The sequence below is a fragment of the Ruegeria sp. C11 genome (assembly GCF_056537725.1).
The window spans coordinates 251,469-268,407 of sequence record NZ_JBQFSB010000004.1 but is presented as its reverse complement, the minus strand read 5'-3'; the positions used below and the strand labels follow the sequence as shown (position 1 = coordinate 268,407).

The following is a 16,939-nucleotide window of genomic DNA, read 5'->3' as shown; positions in this document are numbered from 1 at the left end:
AGCCCCAACTGTTGCCGAGGCTCCCGGATCATCGGGGCAGCCGCAAAGCTGCCCGCAAGTCTTAGATCTTCAGACCACCTTCACGCGCAGCGTCGGCCAGAGCCTTCACCTTGCCGTGAAACAGGAAGCCGCCACGATCGAAATAGGCCTCTTCGACGCCTGCCTTCTTGGCACGCTCGGCGATGGCCGCGCCCACTTTGGTGGCCGCTTCGACGTTGTTCTTGCCAACAACACCCAGATCCTTTTCCAGGGTCGAGGCCGAGGCCAGTGTCACGCCACGCACGTCGTCGATCAGCTGAACAGAGATGTTCTTGTTCGAACGGTGTACGGACAGACGCGGACGACCCGCGTTGACCTTGCGAAGTTTGTTCCGAACGCGCAGGCGGCGCTTCAGAAACAGGGTTCTTTTGCTGTTTGCCATTGTTTGCGTCCTTACTTCTTCTTGCCTTCCTTGCGGAAGATGAACTCGTCCTTGTAGCGGATGCCTTTGCCCTTGTAGGGCTCGGGACGGCGCCATTCGCGGATTTTCGCCGCGACTTCGCCCACCTGCTGCTGGTCGTTACCTTCCACAATGATCACAGTCTGCTTCGGTGCGGTGATGGTAACACCTTCCGGAGCAACGAAATCAACGTCGTGGCTGTAGCCCAGGTTCAGCTTCAGGGTGTTGCCCTGCATCTGAGCCCGGTAACCAACACCCTGGATCTCCAGCTCTTTTTTGAAGCCTTCGGTCACACCGGTCACCAGATTGGCAACCATGGTGCGGCTCATGCCCCACTGCTGGCGGGCACGCTTGGACATGCCACGGGGGTCGATCTTGACCACGTTGTCTTCAACCGACAGCGTCACGTCGTCGGTGGCGGTGAAGCTGCGGGTGCCTTTCGGACCTTTGACTTCGATGGTCTGACCCGACACAGAGGCGGAAACGCCGCTGGGCAGCTCGACCGGTTTTTTACCAATACGAGACATTGCAGACCTCCTTAGAAGACGGTGCAGAGCACTTCGCCGCCAACATTGTTGGAGCGAGCGTTTGCGTCCGACATCACACCTTTCGGAGTGCTGACAATCGACACGCCCAGACCCTGACGGACCTGCGGGATGTCATTGACGCCCATGTATACGCGACGACCGGGTTTCGAGACCCGCTTCAGTTCGCGAATGACAGGGGTGCCTTCGTAGTATTTCAGGCTGATTTCGATGGCCGGATGACCGTTTTCACCGGTCGTCTTTTCATAGCCACGGATGTAGCCCTCGTCCGCCAGCACGTCCAGAACCCAACCGCGCAGCTTGGAAGCCGGGGTTGAAACGGTGGACTTGCCGCGCATTTGCGCGTTGCGGATACGGGTGAGCATATCGCCGATAGGATCGTTCATATCTGTCTCTCCCTTACCAGCTCGATTTCACCATGCCGGGGATCTGACCAGCAGAACCCAGCTCGCGCAGCGCGATACGGCTGACCTTCAGCTTACGGTAGTAAGCGTGGGGACGACCGGTCAGCTGACAGCGGTTGTGCAGACGGGTAGCCGAGCTGTTGCGCGGCAGTTTCGCCAGTTTCAGACGCGCCTTGAAGCGCTCTTCCATCGGGCGGCTTTCGTCATTCGCGATTTCTTTCAGCTCGGCACGCTTTGCGGCGTATTTTGCCACCAGGCGCTCGCGCTTCTTCTCGCGCTCGATCATTGCTTTTTTAGCCATGTCTTTTCCCTTCCGCGCTTAGCTTGTGAAAGGCATGTTGAATGCTTTCAACAATGCTTTTGCTTCAGCGTCGGTATTCGCTGTGGTGGCAATTACGATGTCCATGCCCCAGACCTCGTCGACCTTGTCGAAGTCGATTTCCGGGAACACGATGTGCTCTTTCATGCCCATGGCAAAGTTGCCACGACCATCGAAAGACGGCTTTACACCGCGGAAGTCACGCACGCGCGGCAGCGCGATGGTGATCAGACGATCCAGGAATTCGTACATCCGGTCGCCGCGCAGGGTTACCTTGGCACCCAGCGGCATTTCTTCACGGACGCGGAAACCCGCGATCGATTTCTTCGCCATGGTTGCAATGGCTTTCTGACCGGCGATTGCAGACAGATCCTCGACAGCCGCTTTGGCTTTCTTGGAGTCTTTAACCGCCTCGGCGCCACAGCCGATGTTCAGAACGATCTTGTCCAGCTTGGGCAGCTGCATGTCGTTCTTGTAGCCGAACTCTTCTTTCAGAGCGGCGCGGATGGTTTCAGCGTACTGAGCTTTCAGACGCGGGGTATAGGTAGCAGCATCAAGCATCGATCACGTCCCCCGTGGTCTTGGCGAAGCGAACCTTCTTGTCACCTTCCATGCGGAAGCCGACGCGGGTTGCCTTGCCGTTCTTGTCCAGCAGTGCCAGGTTCGACAGCTCGATCGGGTTTGCCTGAGGCAGGCGGCCACCCTGGCTGTTCTGGGTCTGGCGGGTGTGGCGGATGGCGATGTTGATGCCATCGACAACAGCTTTACCGGCTTTCGGGTCAACCGAGGTGATCGTTCCCTCTTTGCCCTTGTCCTTGCCGGCCAGCACGACGACCTTGTCGCCTTTGCGGAGTTTAGCAGCCATGATTACAGCACCTCCGGAGCCAGCGAGATGATTTTCATGAAGTTCTTGCTGCGCAGTTCGCGAACAACCGGGCCAAAGATACGGGTACCGACCGGCTCGTTGTTGTTGTTCAGGATGACGGCGGCGTTGCGATCAAAGCGGATCGCGGTGCCGTCCGCGCGGCGGACTTCTTTGGCGGTGCGTACGACGACGGCCTTACGGACGTCACCTTTTTTCACGCGGCCGCGCGGGATGGCTTCCTTCACCGAGACGACAATGATGTCGCCGACGGAGGCGTATTTACGCTTGGAACCACCCAGGACCTTGATGCACTGAACTCGGCGTGCGCCGGAGTTGTCAGCGACATCCAGATTGGTCTGCATCTGGATCATGTGGTTTCTCCCGACCTGTGGGGGCTGGTCTGGTTAGATCCCCCAGGGTTTCGACAAATGGAAAAATCCTGGAAGCTTACGCTTCCAGAACTTCCCAACGTTTCGTCTTCGATTTCGGCGCGCATTCGATGATGCGTACGGTGTCGCCGACCTTGAAGGCGTTCTTTTCATCGTGAGCCCGGTATTTCTTGGACTTACGGATGGTTTTCTTCAGAACCGGATGCGTAAAGCGACGCTCGACGGAAACGGTTACGGTCTGTTCGTTGGCATCGCTGGTTACGGTACCGGACAGGATACGCTTGGGCATAGGATTACTCCTCCGATGCCGCAGCAGCGGCCTTTTCGTTCAGAATGGTTTTGACGCGGGCAGCGTTGCGGCGGGCCGCTTTGATGCCGGCGGTGCTTTCCAGCTGACCGGTTGCCTGTTGAAAGCGCAGGTTAAAGCTTTCTTTCTTCAGGTTGGCCAGTTCCTCGCGGAGCTGGTCCGGGGTCTTGTCACGCAATTCTTGGGCGTTCATCGCCTTTTTCCTTTGCTCAAAACACCAGAAGGCCCCGTAGCTCGGGTCACCCTGGACCTGGTGGATGAATGATAGACATACGAATCCCCCGACTCAGCCGGGGGACCGCAAGATGCCGCTCTATAAGGTGTACGGTTGTGGGTGGCAAGGGAAAGTTTGACTGTCCGGCCGATACCCGCTTTTCAAGGGTGTTAGCCCATGAATTGTACGATCCGCCAGAGCACCAAAATCGCCGCTCTGGCCTGACGGACCTGTGACCAATGTCTATACCGTCATTCAGCCGGGTTCGACGTCCCAAAAGATACGGACGCCGTAGAAGACCCGGTGAACCGGCCTGATCGCCAACCTGTCCCCGCCACTGCTGCTACAGGGGCGGCCAAGTTCTGAAATCATCCCCAACTGTAATTGAAACTGACGCTGATGCGTTCCTCTTCAGCCATGTTCATCGGCACCTCGTGGCGCAACCAGCTTTCCCACAGCAACACGTCACCCACTTCGGGCTTCATGTAGATGAAAGGCTGCAATTCACGCCGCGCCTCTTTCCGGCGCACCGGAGACGCCATCATCCGGGCTGAGCGCGGATCCTCGAGCTTGAGCGCGCTGGCGCCTTTGGGCATCGCCACGTAGGTCGTGCCAGAGATTACGCTGTGCGGGTGGATGTGGCTGGCATGCATCCCGCCTTCGGGCAGGATATTGATCCACAGATCCTCAAGCTTCAGTTCCCGGTCGTCCAGATCGAACTCCAGATCCGTTGCAAACGCAGCGACATGCTGGTCCAGCACCTTGACCAGATCAGCAAAGATCGGAAACCGCCAGGGCAGATCGGTCAGCGATGCGTAACTGGTATATCCGGGATAGCCGTTCTGTTCGCACCACTCCTGCCCGGCTTCGTCATCTTCGGCGATGACAAGACAAGAACTTTCCAATTCCTCCTGGTCGATCCTTGGATCGAACTCGGACAGGGCGGCGCGATACAGGCGGGTGGCGAAGAGTGATTCAATCTGTGGCATGACAGCGTCTTAGATCAGCTTCGCAGCCAATGCGACAGAAGATTTTGAGCCAGATGACGATTGGGACCTTCATTCATCTGGCCGAACAATACTCCTGGGAAGACGCGGTTTACCGGGGCGGGGACAGCACCCCAGAATGAAAAACCCCCGCCGGTTTCCCGACGGGGGTCAATCTTGTCACGACGGGGTTTCCCCCAATCGCTTACCAGTCTTCGCGGACCACGACGCGGGTCTTGATCGGCAGCTTCATCGCGGCCAGGCGCAGGGCCTCGCGGGCGATGTCGTCATTGACGCCGTCGATCTCAAACATCACACGACCGGGCTTTACTTTCGCTGCCCAGAAGTCAACGGAGCCTTTACCTTTACCCATACGGACTTCGGTCGGCTTCGAGGTCACGGGAGTATCCGGGAAGATCCGGATCCAGACGCGGCCCTGACGTTTCATGTGACGGGTCATGGCACGACGTGCAGCTTCGATCTGACGCGCGGTGACGCGCTCGGGCTGCAGTGCTTTCAGACCGTAGGTGCCAAAGTTCAGATCAGAGCCGCCCTTGGCTTCGCCCTTGATCCGGCCTTTGTGCATCTTGCGGAATTTAGTACGCTTTGGTTGAAGCATATCTTTCCCTCCTTAGCGACGACCGCCACCAGCACCACGAGGTGCAGGGCCGTCCTGGAGTTCCTGTGCTTTACGGTCACGTGCCTGCGGATCGTGCTCCATGATCTCACCTTTGAAGATCCAGACCTTGATCCCGATGATCCCATAAGGAGTCATCGCTTCGGCATGTGCGTAATCGATGTCGGCACGCAGGGTGTGCAGAGGCACGCGGCCTTCGCGGTACCACTCGGTCCGTGCGATTTCGGCACCGCCCAGACGGCCAGCGACGTTCACCCGGATACCCAGCGAACCCATGCGCATGGCGTTCTGAACCGACCGCTTCATCGCGCGGCGGAACGAGACACGGCGCTCCAGCTGCTGAGCGATGGACTCGGCAACCAGCTGCGCGTCAAGCTCGGGCTTGCGCACTTCGACGATGTTCAGGTGCAGTTCGCTGTCGGTCATGCGAGCAAGCTTTTTGCGCAGAACTTCGATGTCTGCACCTTTCTTGCCGATGATGACACCGGGTCGTGCTGTGTGGATCGTAACGCGGCACTTCTTGTGCGGACGTTCGATGATCACACGGGCAACACCGGCCTGCTTGCACTCTTTGTTGATGAACTCACGGATCTTGAGGTCTTCCAGCAGAAGATCACCGTAGTCCTTGGTGTCGGCGTACCAGCGGCTGTCCCAGGTGCGGTTGACCTGCAGGCGCATGCCGATCGGATTTACTTTATGACCCATTAGGCTTGCTCCTCAACTTGACGCACCTTGATGGTGATCTCCGAGAACGGCTTCATGATCTTGCCGAAACGGCCACGGGCACGCGGGCGTCCACGCTTCATGACCAGGTTCTTGCCAACCCATGCTTCGGCGACGATCAGCTCGTCAACGTCCAGGTTGTGGTTGTTTTCGGCATTCGCGATTGCGGACTGCAGGCACTTTTTGACGTCCTGCGCGACACGCTTGTTCGAGAAAGTCAGGTCGGTCAGAGCCTTCTCAACTTTCTTGCCGCGGATCATCTGCGCAACCAGGTTCAGTTTCTGCGGGCTGGTGCGAAGCATGCGCGTTTTCGCCATTGCTTCGTTTTCAGCCACGCGGCGGGGGTTCTTTTCCTTGCCCATGACTTACTTCCGCTTCGCTTTTTTGTCTGCGGCGTGACCGTAATAGGTACGAGTCGGCGAGTATTCACCGAACTTCTGACCGATCATGTCTTCCGAGACGTTGACGGGAATGTGCTTGTGGCCGTTGTACACACCAAAGGTCAGACCCACGAACTGGGGCAGAATGGTGGAACGACGCGACCAGATCTTGATGACTTCGTTGCGGCCTGACTCGCGCGCTGCTTCGGCTTTTTTCAGCACGTAAGCATCGACGAAAGGACCCTTCCAAACAGAGCGAGACATGGATTAACGTCCCTTCTTCTTGGCGTGCCGCGAGCGGATGATCAGCTTCTGGGACGCTTTGTTTTTGTTGCGGGTACGCTTACCCTTGGTGTCCTTACCCCAAGGCGTAACCGGAGTACGGCCACCCGAGGTACGACCTTCACCACCACCGTGGGGGTGATCGATCGGGTTCATAGCAACACCACGAACCGACGGACGAACGCCCTTGTGGCGCATACGACCGGCTTTACCGAGGTTCTGGTTCGAGTTGTCGGGGTTGGACACGGCACCAACGGTGGCCATGCATTCCTGACGGACCATGCGCAGCTCGCCCGAGCTCAGACGGATCTGAGCGTAGCCGCCATCGCGACCAACGAACTGAGCGTATGTACCGGCCGCACGTGCGATCTGACCGCCCTTGCCGGGCTTCATCTCGATGTTGTGGACGATGGTACCGATCGGCATGCCCGAGAACGGCATTGCGTTGCCCGGCTTGATGTCGGCCTTGGCGGATGCCACGACTTTGTCACCAACAGCCAGACGCTGCGGAGCCAGGATATATGCCTGCTCGCCGTCTTCGTATTTTACCAGTGCGATGAATGCGGTCCGGTTCGGGTCGTATTCGATCCGCTCGACGGTTGCCGCCACATCAAATTTGTTCCGTTTGAAGTCAACGATCCGGTAGAGACGCTTTGCGCCACCGCCGCGGCGGCGTGAAGTGATCCGTCCGGTGTTGTTCCGGCCGCCCGATTTGGTCAAACCCTCAGTGAGAGACTTGACCGGACGTCCTTTCCAAAGCTCCGAACGGTCGATCAGCACCAGCCCGCGCTGGCCCGGCGTCGTCGGCTTGTACGACTTAAGTGCCATGCTTTCTGTCTTCCGTTTAGCAAGTGCGAGGAGTTTCCCCGCTATGTGATAGGCCCCCGTAGGTGCCAAGGGTATAGGGCCCCGAAGGTCCCCGGTTACAAATATCAGAGGCCCCGGAACGAATCCGAGGCCGCAAGATTGGGAGCATCTAACAGGGTTGGGGGTGGGTGTCTATAGGGTGTGAGGAACTCTTAAGGCACAACGCCAAATTTCTTCTCAGACCTAAAGTTCCGGCACAATCGTTTTGACCGGCGCTCCAGCATCTTTGAGGTTGTTGACCCATTGTCGCTCATTTAGGCGAAGCCCAAACTCCCATTGTGCATTAAAAATCCTATATGCTTGATAAACAGCGATGTATGCGAGGGAAGACCTTTCATCGATGCCCCAAAAGGCGTCGGTCGTACAGTTGGAGGGCGTCTCCAGATCTTCAACACCTGGAAATTTAACGGCTGTGTCACGTAGCCTTGAAGACATTATACAACCGGATGGTACATAGTTTTTCCGGTGCTCGCTCTTAGTTGCTGACACATCTAATTTCGTGCCGTCAGATCGGTAACTTGATGCCCCAGACCTACCAGCCCTGTAAAAGTTAAGTGCATAAATATAACGACTATCGCTAATCGGCCTATCAAAAAAAGCTTCTACTTCACCCCATGAGGAAGCCAAGCTGAAAGAACCATATTTTTCATTGAGAGCAATTGCGGAAGCCTCTAGAGAGTTCTTATCCACTGCTAGCATTCGGAAAACAAAATAGGCTTCGTTGTCAATAAATCCGACGGTGATCGCGCCCTTGTTTGGGTCTTCAGCATCGATCATGAACTGAAGCCCATCAATTTTGGCAAACGTATCTTTGGACTTTGGAATACTAAGCTTGTGGTCAAATCCGATAGAAAAGCCTGGAAACTTGTGGATGTGACCATCAGTTCGGTACCAATTAAAGGCTGAGCGCGCTTGCACCAACCTGCTATCCTTGAGTTTGCGCGGAACATGCTTTTTGAACCCTCGCTCATCGACAAGAATGCGTTCAACTTCCTCCTTACTCATCCCAAGCTCCACGCCGAGTACATCAATACCTTGAGGGACCACGACGTCGGTGTCGGGTGAAAGTGGGAGCACTCGGTCAACCGGAATGCGCACGTGATCGCCACTGACAGACACATCCACCAAACCGCCCACATCCTGCACTTCGAAGCCAACTGAATCACAATCGCCAGTTTCAAGAGTTGAAACCCATTTAAGCTCCTCGTTGCCCCTAACTAAGTACCCTTCACAACGCCCCTGTTTGTTCTGAAAGGTAAAACGGCCTGCATTTTCCCCGATTGCTATTTCAACGCTCGATAAGTCGTTCGCATTTGATCCTTTTGTGCCAACAAAAAAACCGCCGCTATAAGGTTGCGCCTGACTGTCAGAGGAAAAAATCATGCTACACGCGATTGCTAGCCCAAAGGTATGAAACTTCACTTTGCCAATCTCCACTCAAAAAAACATTCAACAACAACACTATGGCATGGATATCGCGTCGGCTAGAACATTCAGAACAAAGAAACCCCCGCTTTCGCGGGGGCCTTTATCTCTCTCCAAAGACAGGTTCGATCAGAGACCGGTGGACACGTCGATGGTGTTACCCTCCTCCAGGGTCACATATGCTTTTTTGACGTCTTTCCGACGGCCCAGCTTACCCGTCTGCCTTCATCTCGGTCGTGATGAGGAGGGTGATCGGTCCGGTCGAAAATGGCCCAACTCCGAACTCCGTATGGTCAATCTCGCCTTCTGCCGTGAAGGCCAGCCAATCGCCCGCGTAATATTCGATGGCGCTGCCCAGCGGATGCTCACCCTGATGGGTCAGCGTGGTTTTCAGCGTCACGGGTTTGGTCACGCCATGGATCGTCAGATCGCCGGTCACGTCCGCCGTGGTGTCGCCAGTCCGCTCAATCCCGGTGCTGACGAAAGTGATCTCGGGGTAGGTTTCGACCTCCAGAAAGTCCGCTGACTTCAGGTGATCGTCCAGCGGCCCAAAGCCCGAAGACAGGCTGCTGGTGTCAATGGTCACGGTCAGAGTCGAAGCTTCAACATCATCCGCGTTCAGGTCCAGCACCCCTTCGGCCTTGGTGAACTCGCCATGCTGGTTCGACACGCCTGCATGGCTCCAGCCGAACCGAACTTCGGTATGCCCCTGATCAGTCTTGTAGGTCTGCGCAAAGGCCGGCGTCATGGCGACGGTCAGGGCAGCGGCGGCAATCATAGACTTAAAGGTCATAGCGGTATTCCTTTCATCCGACAGGTACTGGATTTTAGATGAATTTTCATCTATTGGAACCGAGGAAATACCGCAATCAGATTTAAAGTGAACACGAAGTTGTGAAGAACGATCTGCCAACACCGCTGGAGACAGACATCTGGGTCGCAATGAACCGGACCACCCGGCTTATCCAGACGGAAGTCAGTGCGGCCCTGAAGGACGCGGGCCTGCCGCCACTTAAGTGGTACGATCTGCTGTGGTCCCTCGAACGACATGGAGGTCGACTGCGCCCTTTTGAGCTTGCCCAGGACACAATTTTTGAACAATCGAACCTGTCTCATTTGAGCAGACGGTTGGCGGCAGAGGGGTTGATTGAATTTGTTTCATTTGACAGCGACCGGCGCGGTAAAGTCCTGCAGATCACGGACAAGGGAAAAGACATCCGAAAACGTATGTGGGCGATTTATGGCCCCCTGCTGCACGAAATGATGCGTGGCTTCGGCAGTGCTGATGGGTGGCACTCGTTTCTTGAGACGGCACGCGGCTGATACCAACAAAAAAACCCCCGCTTTCGCGGGGGTTTTGTGTTCTTCCAATGACGGGTTCGATCAGAGACCGGTGGACACGTCGATGGTGTTACCCTCTTCCAAGGTCACATATGCTTTTTTGACGTCTTTCCGACGGCCCAGCTGACCGCGGAACCGCTTGACCTTGCCTTTGGTCACGGTGGTGTTCACCGCTTTGACCTTCACACCAAACAGCGCCTCAACGGCCTCTTTGATCTGCGGCTTGTTGCTGTCGATCGCCACTTCAAAAACAACCGCGCCGTTTTCGGACGCCATGGTCGACTTTTCGGTGATGATCGGCTTGCGGATCACGTCGTAGTGTTCTGCCTTCGCGCTCATTTCAGACGAGCCTCCAGTGCTTCGACAGCCGCTTTGGTGAGCACCAGGGTGTCACGCTTGAGGATGTCATAAACGTTTGCACCCATCGACGGCAGGATATCCAGACCTTCGATGTTGCGCGACGCCTTCAGGAAACCTTCGTTCACGGTCGCACCGTCGATGACCAGAGCGCGTTTCCAGCCCAGGTTTGCAACCTGTTTGGCCAGTGCGGCGGTCTTGCCTTCGGCTTCGGCGTTCTCGATCACAACCAGTTCGCCTGCCTTGGCTTTGGCCGACAGAGCGTGGCGCAGGCCAAGCTTGCGGAACTTTTTCGGCAGGTCGTGGCCGTGCGAACGAGGGGTCGGGCCCTTGTAGATACCACCCTTGCGGAAGATCGGCGCGTTACGGTCACCATGGCGTGCGCCACCGGTGCCCTTCTGGCGATAGATCTTCTTGGTCGAGTAGCTGGTTTCCGAGCGGGTCTTTACCTTGTGGGTGCCGGCCTGCGCGTTGTTGCGCTGCCAACGGACCACACGGTGCAGGATGTCCGCACGCGGCTCGAGACCGAACAGATCGGCGTTCAGCTCGATGTCGCCGGCTTTGCCGCCGTCCAGTTTGATTACATCAAGTTTCATGCTTCACCACCTTCCGCGGGAGCTTCTTCCGCAGGTGCTTCGGTTGCAGCCGATTTCACAGCAGCCGGGAAAGGCAGGCCTTCCGGTGCTTTCTTCTTGACGGCGTCCTTGACGGTGACCCAGCCCGATTTCGGTCCGGGAACGGCGCCTTTGATGAAGACCAGACCACGGTCGGCGTCGGTTTTGACGACTTCCAGGTTCTGGGTGGTTACACGGGCAGCACCCATGTGACCGGCCATCTTCTTGCCTTTGAAAACCTTGCCCGGATCCTGACACTGACCGGTCGAACCGTGCGAACGGTGGCTGATCGAAACACCGTGCGAGGCGCGCAGACCACCAAAGTTCCAACGCTTCATAGCACCGGCAAAGCCTTTACCGATCGAGGTACCCGAAACGTCAACCTTTTGACCTTCCAGGAAGTGTTCTGCCGAAATCTCGGCACCCACTTCGATCAGACCATCTTCGGAGACGCGGAACTCGGCCAGCTTACGCTTGGGCTCAACCTTTGCAGCGGCGTAGTGACCGCGCATGGCTTTCGAGGTGCGTTTTGCCTTGGCAGCACCGGCGCCCAGCTGAACGGCGGTGTAGCCGTCTTTGTCAGCGGTACGCTGTGCAACAACCTGCAGGTTGTCCAGGTGAAGAACGGTCACAGGGATCTGCTTGCCGTCTTCCATGAACAGGCGGGTCATGCCAACTTTTTTTGCGATAATACCAGAGCGCATAATCTATACCCTCCGATCTTACGACTGCAGCTTGATCTCGACGTCCACACCAGCAGCGAGGTCGAGCTTCATCAGCGCGTCAACGGTCTGGGGGGTCGGATCAACGATGTCCAAGAGACGCTTGTGGGTGCGGATCTCGAACTGGTCGCGGGATTTCTTGTCAACGTGAGGGCCACGGAGAACCGTGAACTTCTCGATCTTGTTCGGCAGTGGGATCGGGCCGCGCACGTTCGCGCCGGTCCGCTTGGCAGTGTTGACGATCTCTTGCGTGCTGGCATCCAGAACGCGATAGTCAAATGCCTTCAGCCGAATACGGATATTTTGGCTTTGCATATTAACAGCCTTTTATTCAGGCGTTGGGGTTGAGAGGAGGACAAGCGCGCATCGCCAACCCTCTTCGAACCCAAAAGGCGGGAATCACCCCGCCTTGATGTTCTTGTTGAGAACTCGCGCGATCTACAGGGGCGGGAGGGGTTTGGCAAGGGGGAATTACCTGTCTTTCCTCAAAGCAGAAGCAAACTCAGTGTGCAAGCAGGTGGTGTGGTGAACACGAGGCGAGTAGGTGAAAAGGACCTTTTGGGAATTTTAGCTATTTTTGATACCCGGCATTATCGTGCCTTATCTCATTTCAATATTTTCCCACGATCATATGGGTATACCGCGTGGAGTACGTTTCGGGCGCTTTGGTACAGCTGGGGCAATTGCCCAGATTTCATTGCTGTTACTGCCGTTTATTATCGGAACATCCACAACAGCGACGTTCTACTTTTGGCGCAACAACCGAGCTGCAATTGGCCGAGAAATCGTGAATTGCGCGATGGGAATAGGATTATCGGTCTTTGTGTTGACTATACTTTTCTTTGCGCTCAGCGGCGCGTGGTTTGGCCTGATACAAGCACCCATTTGGATGATAGTTATTGTACTGTTTGCACCATCCCTTTCAGCCGCGGCCATATTTTGGATCGTATTCCCAACAACCATTCGGCTGATTATCGTGTGGCAAAGTCTAAGTTGATCTGTGGCTAGCCGCAAAGGGCTGTCCCGATTTCGAACGGACTTCCATAATCGACAAAGCAACCCCTCGTTGTTTCTCGGGAGAGAATGCTGCCCATGAACTCTAGGGAATCTGCGCCCTCGCCGTCTGCAGGAAACGCGAAATCTCGAGGCCGAGGCTGGCTTCAATCGAAATCCTCAGATCCGTGCTTTTTTGCAGTTCGGGCTCCAGCGCGGCAAACTCCCAGACAATGACGTGCGATGGTGTGGTGGTCGTGACCGTCACCGGCGCGGCGAATGTCTTGTCGTTGCTCAGAAACGCTGTTCCACCCAGAAAGCGGCCCTCGCCCAGCGTGTCCACGACCTCACCATTCATTTCGACGCTGACCTCGCCGTCGATGATCAGCGACAGGCCGTTTACCGGCGCACCCTGTGTAAGCAGTTTGGTTTGGGCGGGAACAGATGTCCGATTGCCCATATGCAGCAGGTTGAACGCCTCTCTCTCGGTAAAGTTGCGAAGGGCGATTTCGTAGAGGTGCCTCTCCTCGTCACTGAACGGCACGGGCCTGCGTTCCAGCAACAGCCGTGTGATCCAGTAGAGGTTGATGGCCATGAAAAACAGGTTCCACCCGATCGGCGCCCAAAGGGGAGCGTTTTGAAAGTAATAGTAAGGCAACAGCAAAACCGCGCCGATAACCGACAGTACCCTCAACCAGAAAATGTCTTTTGCGGAATAAGACAAAAGGTAGAAGATGTTCGCGGCGTTCACCAGAATATCCAGCCCCAGCATTCCGTTCCCCCACATTGGCCTGCGCGTGGGACTTACCGTAAATTCGTTCACGCAAGGCGCAAAGCCGGATTTGCGGCCTTCTCAATTAGTGGCAGATTCCAACATTTATTTTAAACTCAAAATTTCTATTGTTGAAATACTTTCACTTTGCTACGCTTCCTTCAAGCGAGGTGCAGAATGGTTCTTTCCGATGCTCATGTGGTTGTGACCGGCGGCGGGTCCGGGGTTGGGGCGGAATGCGCCCGACAGCTCTCGGGTGCCGGGGCGCGCGTCACCATCATGGGGCGCAGCCGGGATGCACTGGCCGCGCAAAACCTGCCATTTCAGATCTGCGATGTTACAGAGCCCGAGCAGGTTGAGGCGGCGTTTCAGGCCGCCCGGTCGGAAAATGGGCCTATTTCAGCGGTAATCGCAAATGCCGGAGCCGCTCCCAGCAAGCCTTTTGCAGCGATGTCGCCCGGGGATTTCTCGGACGCTCTGGCAGTCAATCTGCGCGGTGTGTTTCATTGCTTTCAGGCCGTTCTGGGTGACATGCGTGATGCGGGTAAGGGTCGGATGATCGCCATTGCCTCGACCGCTGGTCTGAAGGGCTATCCCTATGTGTCCGGCTATTGCGCTGCCAAACATGGCGTTGTCGGGCTGGTGCGGTCGCTGGCGGTGGAACTGGCGCAGACGGGCATTACCGTGAACGCGGTCTGTCCGGGGTTTGTTGCGACGCCCCTGTTGGAACGGTCCGTTGAAACGATCATGGCCAAAACCGGGGCGACCCGTGAGCAAGCCGAAGGGGCCTTGAAACAGGGTAACCCGCAAAAACGGTTCATTGAAACTGACGAAGTGGCGGCCTCGGCGCTGTGGCTGTGTTCGGACGCGGCACGCAGTGTCAATGGCCACACCCTTACCTTGTCCGGAGGCGAGATATGACCCGGCCCGACCCCATTCCCACTGAATCCCCCAGTAAGGAGCGTCTGCGCCTGTGGCTGCGACTGCTGAAAACCTCACGCGGGATCGAGGCACAGTTGCGTGCCAGATTGCGGGACGAGTTCAGTTCGACCCTGCCACGGTTCGATGTGATGGCGGCCCTGTCGCGGCACAAAGACGGCCTGAAGATGAGCCAGTTGTCAGGCGTGTTGCGGGTATCGAACGGCAACGTGACCGGGATCGTGGATCGGCTGGTCGAGGAAGGGCTGGTCATGCGTGTTGCGGTCGAGGGGGACCGGCGGGCGTCACTGGTGCGACTGACCCGAAAGGGAGAGGCTGAATTCGCAACGCAGGCAGCGGCGCATGAGGGCTGGATCGATGACATGCTGGGCGCACTGAGCGCGGACGAAGCCAGCGCGATGGGCGCGCGGCTGGAGGACCTATTGACGGCAGCGGAGCAGGACACATGACCGATATGCGCAGCGATACCACTCATTTCCTATGCCATATCGAGGATGGTATCGCGACGATCTCGCTGAACCGGCCCGAACGGAAGAACCCGCTGACATTCGACAGCTACGCCGAGTTGCGCGACTGGTTCCGCGATCTGGTGTATTCGGACGATGTGAAGGCGGTGATTTTCACCTCGAACGGGGGCAATTTCAGTTCCGGCGGCGATGTTCACGACATCATCGGGCCGCTGACGCGGATGAATATGAAAGAGTTGCTGGCCTTTACCCGCATGACCGGCGATCTGGTCAAAGCGATGGTGAATTGCGGCAAACCCATCATTGCAGCGATAGATGGAATCTGTGTCGGCGCGGGCGCGATCATCGCCATGGCCAGTGATCTGAGGATCGCAACGTCTGAGGCCAAAACGGCCTTTCTGTTCACACGGGTCGGCCTTGCGGGTTGCGATATGGGGGCCTGCGCCATCCTGCCCCGGATCATCGGACAGGGCCGCGCTGCTGAACTGCTGTATACCGGGCGTTCGATGAGCGCCGAAGAAGGCGAGCGCTGGGGATTCTTCAACCGCCTTGTGCCTGCGAGTGATCTGGAGGGTGAGGCGCGCGCAATGGCGACACATCTGGTCGAAGGTCCGAACTTTGGACACATGATGACCAAGACCATGCTGGTGCAGGAATGGTCCATGTCGATCGAACAGGCCATCGAGGCCGAAGCGCAAGCACAGGCGATCTGCATGCAAACTGGCGATTTCGAGCGAGCGTTTAACGCCTTTGTGGCTCGCGAAAAGCCGGTATTCGAGGGGGATTGAGCCATGCCCGATCGGTCCTTTCTGAATTGGCCCTTCTTTGACGACAGACATCGCGAACTGGCGGACATGCTGGATCAGTGGGCCGATGCTGAACTGGGCGGGATCGATCATTCGGATACGGATCAGGCGTGCCGCGATCTGGTCGCGTCGCTTGGGCGCGATGGCTGGCTGACGCATACGGCGGTGACGCCTGATGGCGGCCCGCTGGATGTGCGCAGCCTGTGTCTGATCCGCGAAACGCTTGCGCGATATGACGGGCTGGCGGATTTTGCCTTTGCCATGCAGGGTCTGGGTACCGGGGCGATCTCGCTCTTCGGGTCAGACGGGCAGAAATCCGAATGGCTGCCGCTGACCCGTGCAGGGCAAGCGATTTCGGCCTTTGCGCTTACTGAACCTCAATCGGGGTCCGACGTAGCGAATTCGTCGATGACAGCGACACGGGACGGCAACGATTTTGTACTCAACGGTGAAAAGACCTGGATTTCGAATGGCGGCATTGCGGATGTCTATACCCTGTTCGGCCGTACCGGCGAGGCGCCGGGTGCAAAAGGTCTGTCCGCATTTGTCGTTCCTGCCGGTTTGCCTGGTTTCGAGGTTGTCGAACGGCTGGACACGATCGCACCGCACCCGCTTGCGACATTGCGGTTTACCGATTGCCGGATACCCGCAACTGCGATGATCGGTGCGCCGGGCGCAGGTTTCAAAATCGCCATGTCGGTGCTGGATGTGTTCCGGTCTACAGTGGCCGCTGCCGCGCTGGGATTTGCGCGCCGGGCATTGGATGAGGCGCTGAGCCGGGTGACGACTCGCCAGATCGGTGGGGCGCCGCTGTTTGATCTGCAAATGGTGCAGGGACATATCGCGGACATGGCGCTGGACGTGGATGCGGCCGCGCTGCTGGTTTATCGCGCGGCATGGGCCAAAGATACAGGTGCACCCCGCGTGACGCGCGAAGCGGCGATGGCAAAGCTGTTTGCCACGGACCACGCCCAGCAGATCATCGACAAGGCGGTACAGCTGTTCGGCGGCGAAGGCGTGAAGTCCGGTGAAACCGTCGAGAAACTGTATCGGGAAATTCGTGCGCTGCGCATTTACGAAGGCGCCTCGGACGTTCAGCGCGTTGTGATTGCACGGCAGACGCTTGGAGCACATCAGGGAGGATGA

Annotated in this window: 28 protein-coding genes and 1 pseudogene; 6 read left to right on the top strand and 23 right to left on the bottom strand. The window is 57.0% G+C overall.

Going from position 1 to position 16,939, the window contains the following annotated elements:
• Positions 1–61 precede the first annotated feature (61 nt).
• The 18 genes and pseudogenes from rplR to ACR0NA_RS09980 form a co-directional block, all read right to left on the bottom strand.
• A complete protein-coding gene (rplR, locus tag ACR0NA_RS10065; RefSeq protein ID WP_058283506.1) occupies positions 62–421 on the bottom strand; it encodes a 50S ribosomal protein L18 in 360 nt (119 codons plus the stop codon).
• Between the two features lie 11 nt (positions 422–432).
• The gene (rplF, locus tag ACR0NA_RS10060) at positions 433–966 is read right to left on the bottom strand and encodes a 50S ribosomal protein L6 (RefSeq protein ID WP_170653898.1); all 534 of its coding nucleotides are present in this window, start codon (positions 964–966) and stop codon (positions 433–435) included.
• Between the two features lie 11 nt (positions 967–977).
• Complete coding sequence (gene rpsH / locus ACR0NA_RS10055; protein WP_068340741.1) at positions 978–1,370, bottom strand: 30S ribosomal protein S8; 393 nt, start codon at positions 1,368–1,370, stop codon at positions 978–980.
• 13 nt (positions 1,371–1,383) lie between these two features.
• Entirely contained in the window at positions 1,384–1,689 is a 306-nt protein-coding gene (gene rpsN / locus ACR0NA_RS10050; RefSeq protein WP_068340744.1) for a 30S ribosomal protein S14, read from the bottom strand.
• Between the two features lie 18 nt (positions 1,690–1,707).
• Entirely contained in the window at positions 1,708–2,268 is a 561-nt protein-coding gene (rplE, locus tag ACR0NA_RS10045; protein ID WP_170653896.1) for a 50S ribosomal protein L5, read from the bottom strand.
• Positions 2,261–2,572 carry a 50S ribosomal protein L24 gene (rplX, locus tag ACR0NA_RS10040; protein WP_170440482.1) on the bottom strand — a complete coding sequence of 104 codons (312 nt, stop codon included), beginning with the start codon at positions 2,570–2,572 and terminating at the stop codon, positions 2,261–2,263. The genes rplE and rplX overlap by 8 nt, the downstream gene beginning before the upstream one ends.
• Before the next feature lie 2 nt (positions 2,573–2,574).
• A complete protein-coding gene (gene rplN / locus ACR0NA_RS10035; RefSeq protein WP_155148681.1) occupies positions 2,575–2,943 on the bottom strand; it encodes a 50S ribosomal protein L14 in 369 nt (122 codons plus the stop codon).
• 76 nt (positions 2,944–3,019) lie between these two features.
• Positions 3,020–3,250 (bottom strand): 30S ribosomal protein S17, encoded by a 231-nt coding sequence (gene rpsQ / locus ACR0NA_RS10030; protein ID WP_008757253.1) that lies wholly within the window; start codon positions 3,248–3,250, stop codon positions 3,020–3,022.
• Between the two features lie 4 nt (positions 3,251–3,254).
• Positions 3,255–3,461 carry a 50S ribosomal protein L29 gene (rpmC, locus tag ACR0NA_RS10025; protein ID WP_037311745.1) on the bottom strand — a complete coding sequence of 69 codons (207 nt, stop codon included), beginning with the start codon at positions 3,459–3,461 and terminating at the stop codon, positions 3,255–3,257.
• A 389-nt stretch (positions 3,462–3,850) separates the two neighbouring features.
• On the bottom strand, positions 3,851–4,471 hold the full coding sequence (locus ACR0NA_RS10020; RefSeq protein ID WP_480728525.1) for a 2OG-Fe(II) oxygenase family protein: 621 nt from the start codon (positions 4,469–4,471) through the stop codon (positions 3,851–3,853).
• 202 nt (positions 4,472–4,673) lie between these two features.
• Positions 4,674–5,087: a 50S ribosomal protein L16 gene (rplP, locus tag ACR0NA_RS10015; protein ID WP_170498041.1), complete on the bottom strand. Its 414-nt coding sequence runs from the start codon at positions 5,085–5,087 to the stop codon at positions 4,674–4,676.
• A 12-nt stretch (positions 5,088–5,099) separates the two neighbouring features.
• Positions 5,100–5,810 carry a 30S ribosomal protein S3 gene (gene rpsC / locus ACR0NA_RS10010; protein WP_170519126.1) on the bottom strand — a complete coding sequence of 237 codons (711 nt, stop codon included), beginning with the start codon at positions 5,808–5,810 and terminating at the stop codon, positions 5,100–5,102.
• Entirely contained in the window at positions 5,810–6,190 is a 381-nt protein-coding gene (gene rplV, locus ACR0NA_RS10005; protein ID WP_039538267.1) for a 50S ribosomal protein L22, read from the bottom strand. The genes rpsC and rplV overlap by 1 nt, the downstream gene beginning before the upstream one ends.
• A 3-nt stretch (positions 6,191–6,193) precedes the next feature.
• Entirely contained in the window at positions 6,194–6,472 is a 279-nt protein-coding gene (gene rpsS, locus ACR0NA_RS10000; protein WP_010437056.1) for a 30S ribosomal protein S19, read from the bottom strand.
• A gap of 3 nt (positions 6,473–6,475) precedes the next feature.
• Complete coding sequence (gene rplB, locus ACR0NA_RS09995) at positions 6,476–7,318, bottom strand: 50S ribosomal protein L2 (protein WP_008757664.1); 843 nt, start codon at positions 7,316–7,318, stop codon at positions 6,476–6,478.
• Positions 7,319–7,540: 222 nt separating this feature from the next.
• The gene (locus ACR0NA_RS09990; protein WP_480728521.1) at positions 7,541–8,779 is read right to left on the bottom strand and encodes a hypothetical protein; all 1,239 of its coding nucleotides are present in this window, start codon (positions 8,777–8,779) and stop codon (positions 7,541–7,543) included.
• Between the two features lie 132 nt (positions 8,780–8,911).
• Positions 8,912–9,007, bottom strand: a pseudogene (locus ACR0NA_RS09985) (50S ribosomal protein L23); the annotation flags it as partial.
• Positions 8,994–9,575, bottom strand: a complete 582-nt coding sequence (locus ACR0NA_RS09980; RefSeq protein ID WP_480728520.1) for a YceI family protein — start codon at positions 9,573–9,575, stop codon at positions 8,994–8,996. The pseudogene ACR0NA_RS09985 and the gene ACR0NA_RS09980, both read right to left, overlap by 14 nt.
• A 101-nt stretch (positions 9,576–9,676) precedes the next feature.
• Here ACR0NA_RS09980 and ACR0NA_RS09975 point away from each other — a divergent pair, with 101 nt between their 5' ends.
• On the top strand, positions 9,677–10,105 hold the full coding sequence (locus tag ACR0NA_RS09975) for a MarR family winged helix-turn-helix transcriptional regulator (protein WP_480728518.1): 429 nt from the start codon (positions 9,677–9,679) through the stop codon (positions 10,103–10,105).
• A 60-nt stretch (positions 10,106–10,165) separates the two neighbouring features.
• Here ACR0NA_RS09975 and ACR0NA_RS09970 read toward each other — a convergent pair whose 3' ends face one another.
• From ACR0NA_RS09970 to rpsJ, 4 genes are read right to left on the bottom strand one after another with little or no spacing between them, the layout of a single operon-like run.
• Positions 10,166–10,462: a 50S ribosomal protein L23 gene (locus tag ACR0NA_RS09970; RefSeq protein WP_008757532.1), complete on the bottom strand. Its 297-nt coding sequence runs from the start codon at positions 10,460–10,462 to the stop codon at positions 10,166–10,168.
• Complete coding sequence (gene rplD, locus ACR0NA_RS09965; protein ID WP_155148664.1) at positions 10,459–11,076, bottom strand: 50S ribosomal protein L4; 618 nt, start codon at positions 11,074–11,076, stop codon at positions 10,459–10,461. The genes ACR0NA_RS09970 and rplD overlap by 4 nt, the downstream gene beginning before the upstream one ends.
• The gene (gene rplC, locus ACR0NA_RS09960) at positions 11,073–11,798 is read right to left on the bottom strand and encodes a 50S ribosomal protein L3 (protein WP_155148662.1); all 726 of its coding nucleotides are present in this window, start codon (positions 11,796–11,798) and stop codon (positions 11,073–11,075) included. The genes rplD and rplC overlap by 4 nt, the downstream gene beginning before the upstream one ends.
• Before the next feature lie 18 nt (positions 11,799–11,816).
• Positions 11,817–12,131 (bottom strand): 30S ribosomal protein S10, encoded by a 315-nt coding sequence (gene rpsJ, locus ACR0NA_RS09955; protein WP_008756422.1) that lies wholly within the window; start codon positions 12,129–12,131, stop codon positions 11,817–11,819.
• A 316-nt stretch (positions 12,132–12,447) separates the two neighbouring features.
• On the opposite strand from rpsJ, the gene ACR0NA_RS09950 reads away from it, so the two are divergent.
• Positions 12,448–12,813 carry a hypothetical protein gene (locus ACR0NA_RS09950; RefSeq protein ID WP_480728516.1) on the top strand — a complete coding sequence of 122 codons (366 nt, stop codon included), beginning with the start codon at positions 12,448–12,450 and terminating at the stop codon, positions 12,811–12,813.
• Positions 12,814–12,915: 102 nt separating this feature from the next.
• Here ACR0NA_RS09950 and ACR0NA_RS09945 read toward each other — a convergent pair whose 3' ends face one another.
• Entirely contained in the window at positions 12,916–13,581 is a 666-nt protein-coding gene (locus ACR0NA_RS09945) for a cyclic nucleotide-binding domain-containing protein (RefSeq protein ID WP_480728514.1), read from the bottom strand.
• Between the two features lie 177 nt (positions 13,582–13,758).
• Between ACR0NA_RS09945 and ACR0NA_RS09940 the strand changes: the two genes are divergently transcribed.
• The 4 genes from ACR0NA_RS09940 to ACR0NA_RS09925 are packed head-to-tail and all read left to right on the top strand — an operon-like array spanning position 13,759 to position 16,939.
• Entirely contained in the window at positions 13,759–14,502 is a 744-nt protein-coding gene (locus tag ACR0NA_RS09940) for an SDR family NAD(P)-dependent oxidoreductase (protein WP_480728511.1), read from the top strand.
• Positions 14,499–14,969: a MarR family winged helix-turn-helix transcriptional regulator gene (locus ACR0NA_RS09935; RefSeq protein WP_480728508.1), complete on the top strand. Its 471-nt coding sequence runs from the start codon at positions 14,499–14,501 to the stop codon at positions 14,967–14,969. Before ACR0NA_RS09940 ends, ACR0NA_RS09935 begins: the two co-directional genes overlap by 4 nt.
• Before the next feature lie 5 nt (positions 14,970–14,974).
• Positions 14,975–15,775 carry an enoyl-CoA hydratase family protein gene (locus ACR0NA_RS09930; protein ID WP_480728699.1) on the top strand — a complete coding sequence of 267 codons (801 nt, stop codon included), beginning with the start codon at positions 14,975–14,977 and terminating at the stop codon, positions 15,773–15,775.
• 3 nt (positions 15,776–15,778) lie between these two features.
• Positions 15,779–16,939, top strand: coding sequence for an acyl-CoA dehydrogenase family protein (locus ACR0NA_RS09925; protein ID WP_480728506.1), 1,161 nt, complete (start codon positions 15,779–15,781; stop codon positions 16,937–16,939).

Coding starts and splice junctions, on each gene's coding strand:
- ACR0NA_RS09925 (WP_480728506.1), top strand. CDS start 15,779: ATGCCCGATCGGTCCTTTCTGAATTGGCCCTTCTTTGACGACAGACAT.
- rpsH (WP_068340741.1), bottom strand. CDS start 1,370: ATGAACGATCCTATCGGCGATATGCTCACCCGTATCCGCAACGCGCAA.
- ACR0NA_RS09930 (WP_480728699.1), top strand. CDS start 14,975: ATGCGCAGCGATACCACTCATTTCCTATGCCATATCGAGGATGGTATC.
- rplF (WP_170653898.1), bottom strand. CDS start 966: ATGTCTCGTATTGGTAAAAAACCGGTCGAGCTGCCCAGCGGCGTTTCC.
- ACR0NA_RS09950 (WP_480728516.1), top strand. CDS start 12,448: ATGGGTATACCGCGTGGAGTACGTTTCGGGCGCTTTGGTACAGCTGGG.
- rplN (WP_155148681.1), bottom strand. CDS start 2,943: ATGATCCAGATGCAGACCAATCTGGATGTCGCTGACAACTCCGGCGCA.
- rplP (WP_170498041.1), bottom strand. CDS start 5,087: ATGCTTCAACCAAAGCGTACTAAATTCCGCAAGATGCACAAAGGCCGG.
- rplX (WP_170440482.1), bottom strand. CDS start 2,572: ATGGCTGCTAAACTCCGCAAAGGCGACAAGGTCGTCGTGCTGGCCGGC.
- rpsS (WP_010437056.1), bottom strand. CDS start 6,472: ATGTCTCGCTCTGTTTGGAAGGGTCCTTTCGTCGATGCTTACGTGCTG.
- rplC (WP_155148662.1), bottom strand. CDS start 11,798: ATGCGCTCTGGTATTATCGCAAAAAAAGTTGGCATGACCCGCCTGTTC.
- rplD (WP_155148664.1), bottom strand. CDS start 11,076: ATGAAACTTGATGTAATCAAACTGGACGGCGGCAAAGCCGGCGACATC.
- rpsJ (WP_008756422.1), bottom strand. CDS start 12,131: ATGCAAAGCCAAAATATCCGTATTCGGCTGAAGGCATTTGACTATCGC.
- rpsQ (WP_008757253.1), bottom strand. CDS start 3,250: ATGCCCAAGCGTATCCTGTCCGGTACCGTAACCAGCGATGCCAACGAA.
- ACR0NA_RS09970 (WP_008757532.1), bottom strand. CDS start 10,462: ATGAGCGCGAAGGCAGAACACTACGACGTGATCCGCAAGCCGATCATC.
- rplV (WP_039538267.1), bottom strand. CDS start 6,190: ATGGGCAAGGAAAAGAACCCCCGCCGCGTGGCTGAAAACGAAGCAATG.
- rplB (WP_008757664.1), bottom strand. CDS start 7,318: ATGGCACTTAAGTCGTACAAGCCGACGACGCCGGGCCAGCGCGGGCTG.
- ACR0NA_RS09945 (WP_480728514.1), bottom strand. CDS start 13,581: ATGCTGGGGCTGGATATTCTGGTGAACGCCGCGAACATCTTCTACCTT.
- rpsC (WP_170519126.1), bottom strand. CDS start 5,810: ATGGGTCATAAAGTAAATCCGATCGGCATGCGCCTGCAGGTCAACCGC.
- ACR0NA_RS10020 (WP_480728525.1), bottom strand. CDS start 4,471: ATGCCACAGATTGAATCACTCTTCGCCACCCGCCTGTATCGCGCCGCC.
- rpsN (WP_068340744.1), bottom strand. CDS start 1,689: ATGGCTAAAAAAGCAATGATCGAGCGCGAGAAGAAGCGCGAGCGCCTG.
- rplE (WP_170653896.1), bottom strand. CDS start 2,268: ATGCTTGATGCTGCTACCTATACCCCGCGTCTGAAAGCTCAGTACGCT.
- ACR0NA_RS09940 (WP_480728511.1), top strand. CDS start 13,759: ATGGTTCTTTCCGATGCTCATGTGGTTGTGACCGGCGGCGGGTCCGGG.
- ACR0NA_RS09980 (WP_480728520.1), bottom strand. CDS start 9,575: ATGACCTTTAAGTCTATGATTGCCGCCGCTGCCCTGACCGTCGCCATG.
- ACR0NA_RS09935 (WP_480728508.1), top strand. CDS start 14,499: ATGACCCGGCCCGACCCCATTCCCACTGAATCCCCCAGTAAGGAGCGT.
- rplR (WP_058283506.1), bottom strand. CDS start 421: ATGGCAAACAGCAAAAGAACCCTGTTTCTGAAGCGCCGCCTGCGCGTT.
- rpmC (WP_037311745.1), bottom strand. CDS start 3,461: ATGAACGCCCAAGAATTGCGTGACAAGACCCCGGACCAGCTCCGCGAG.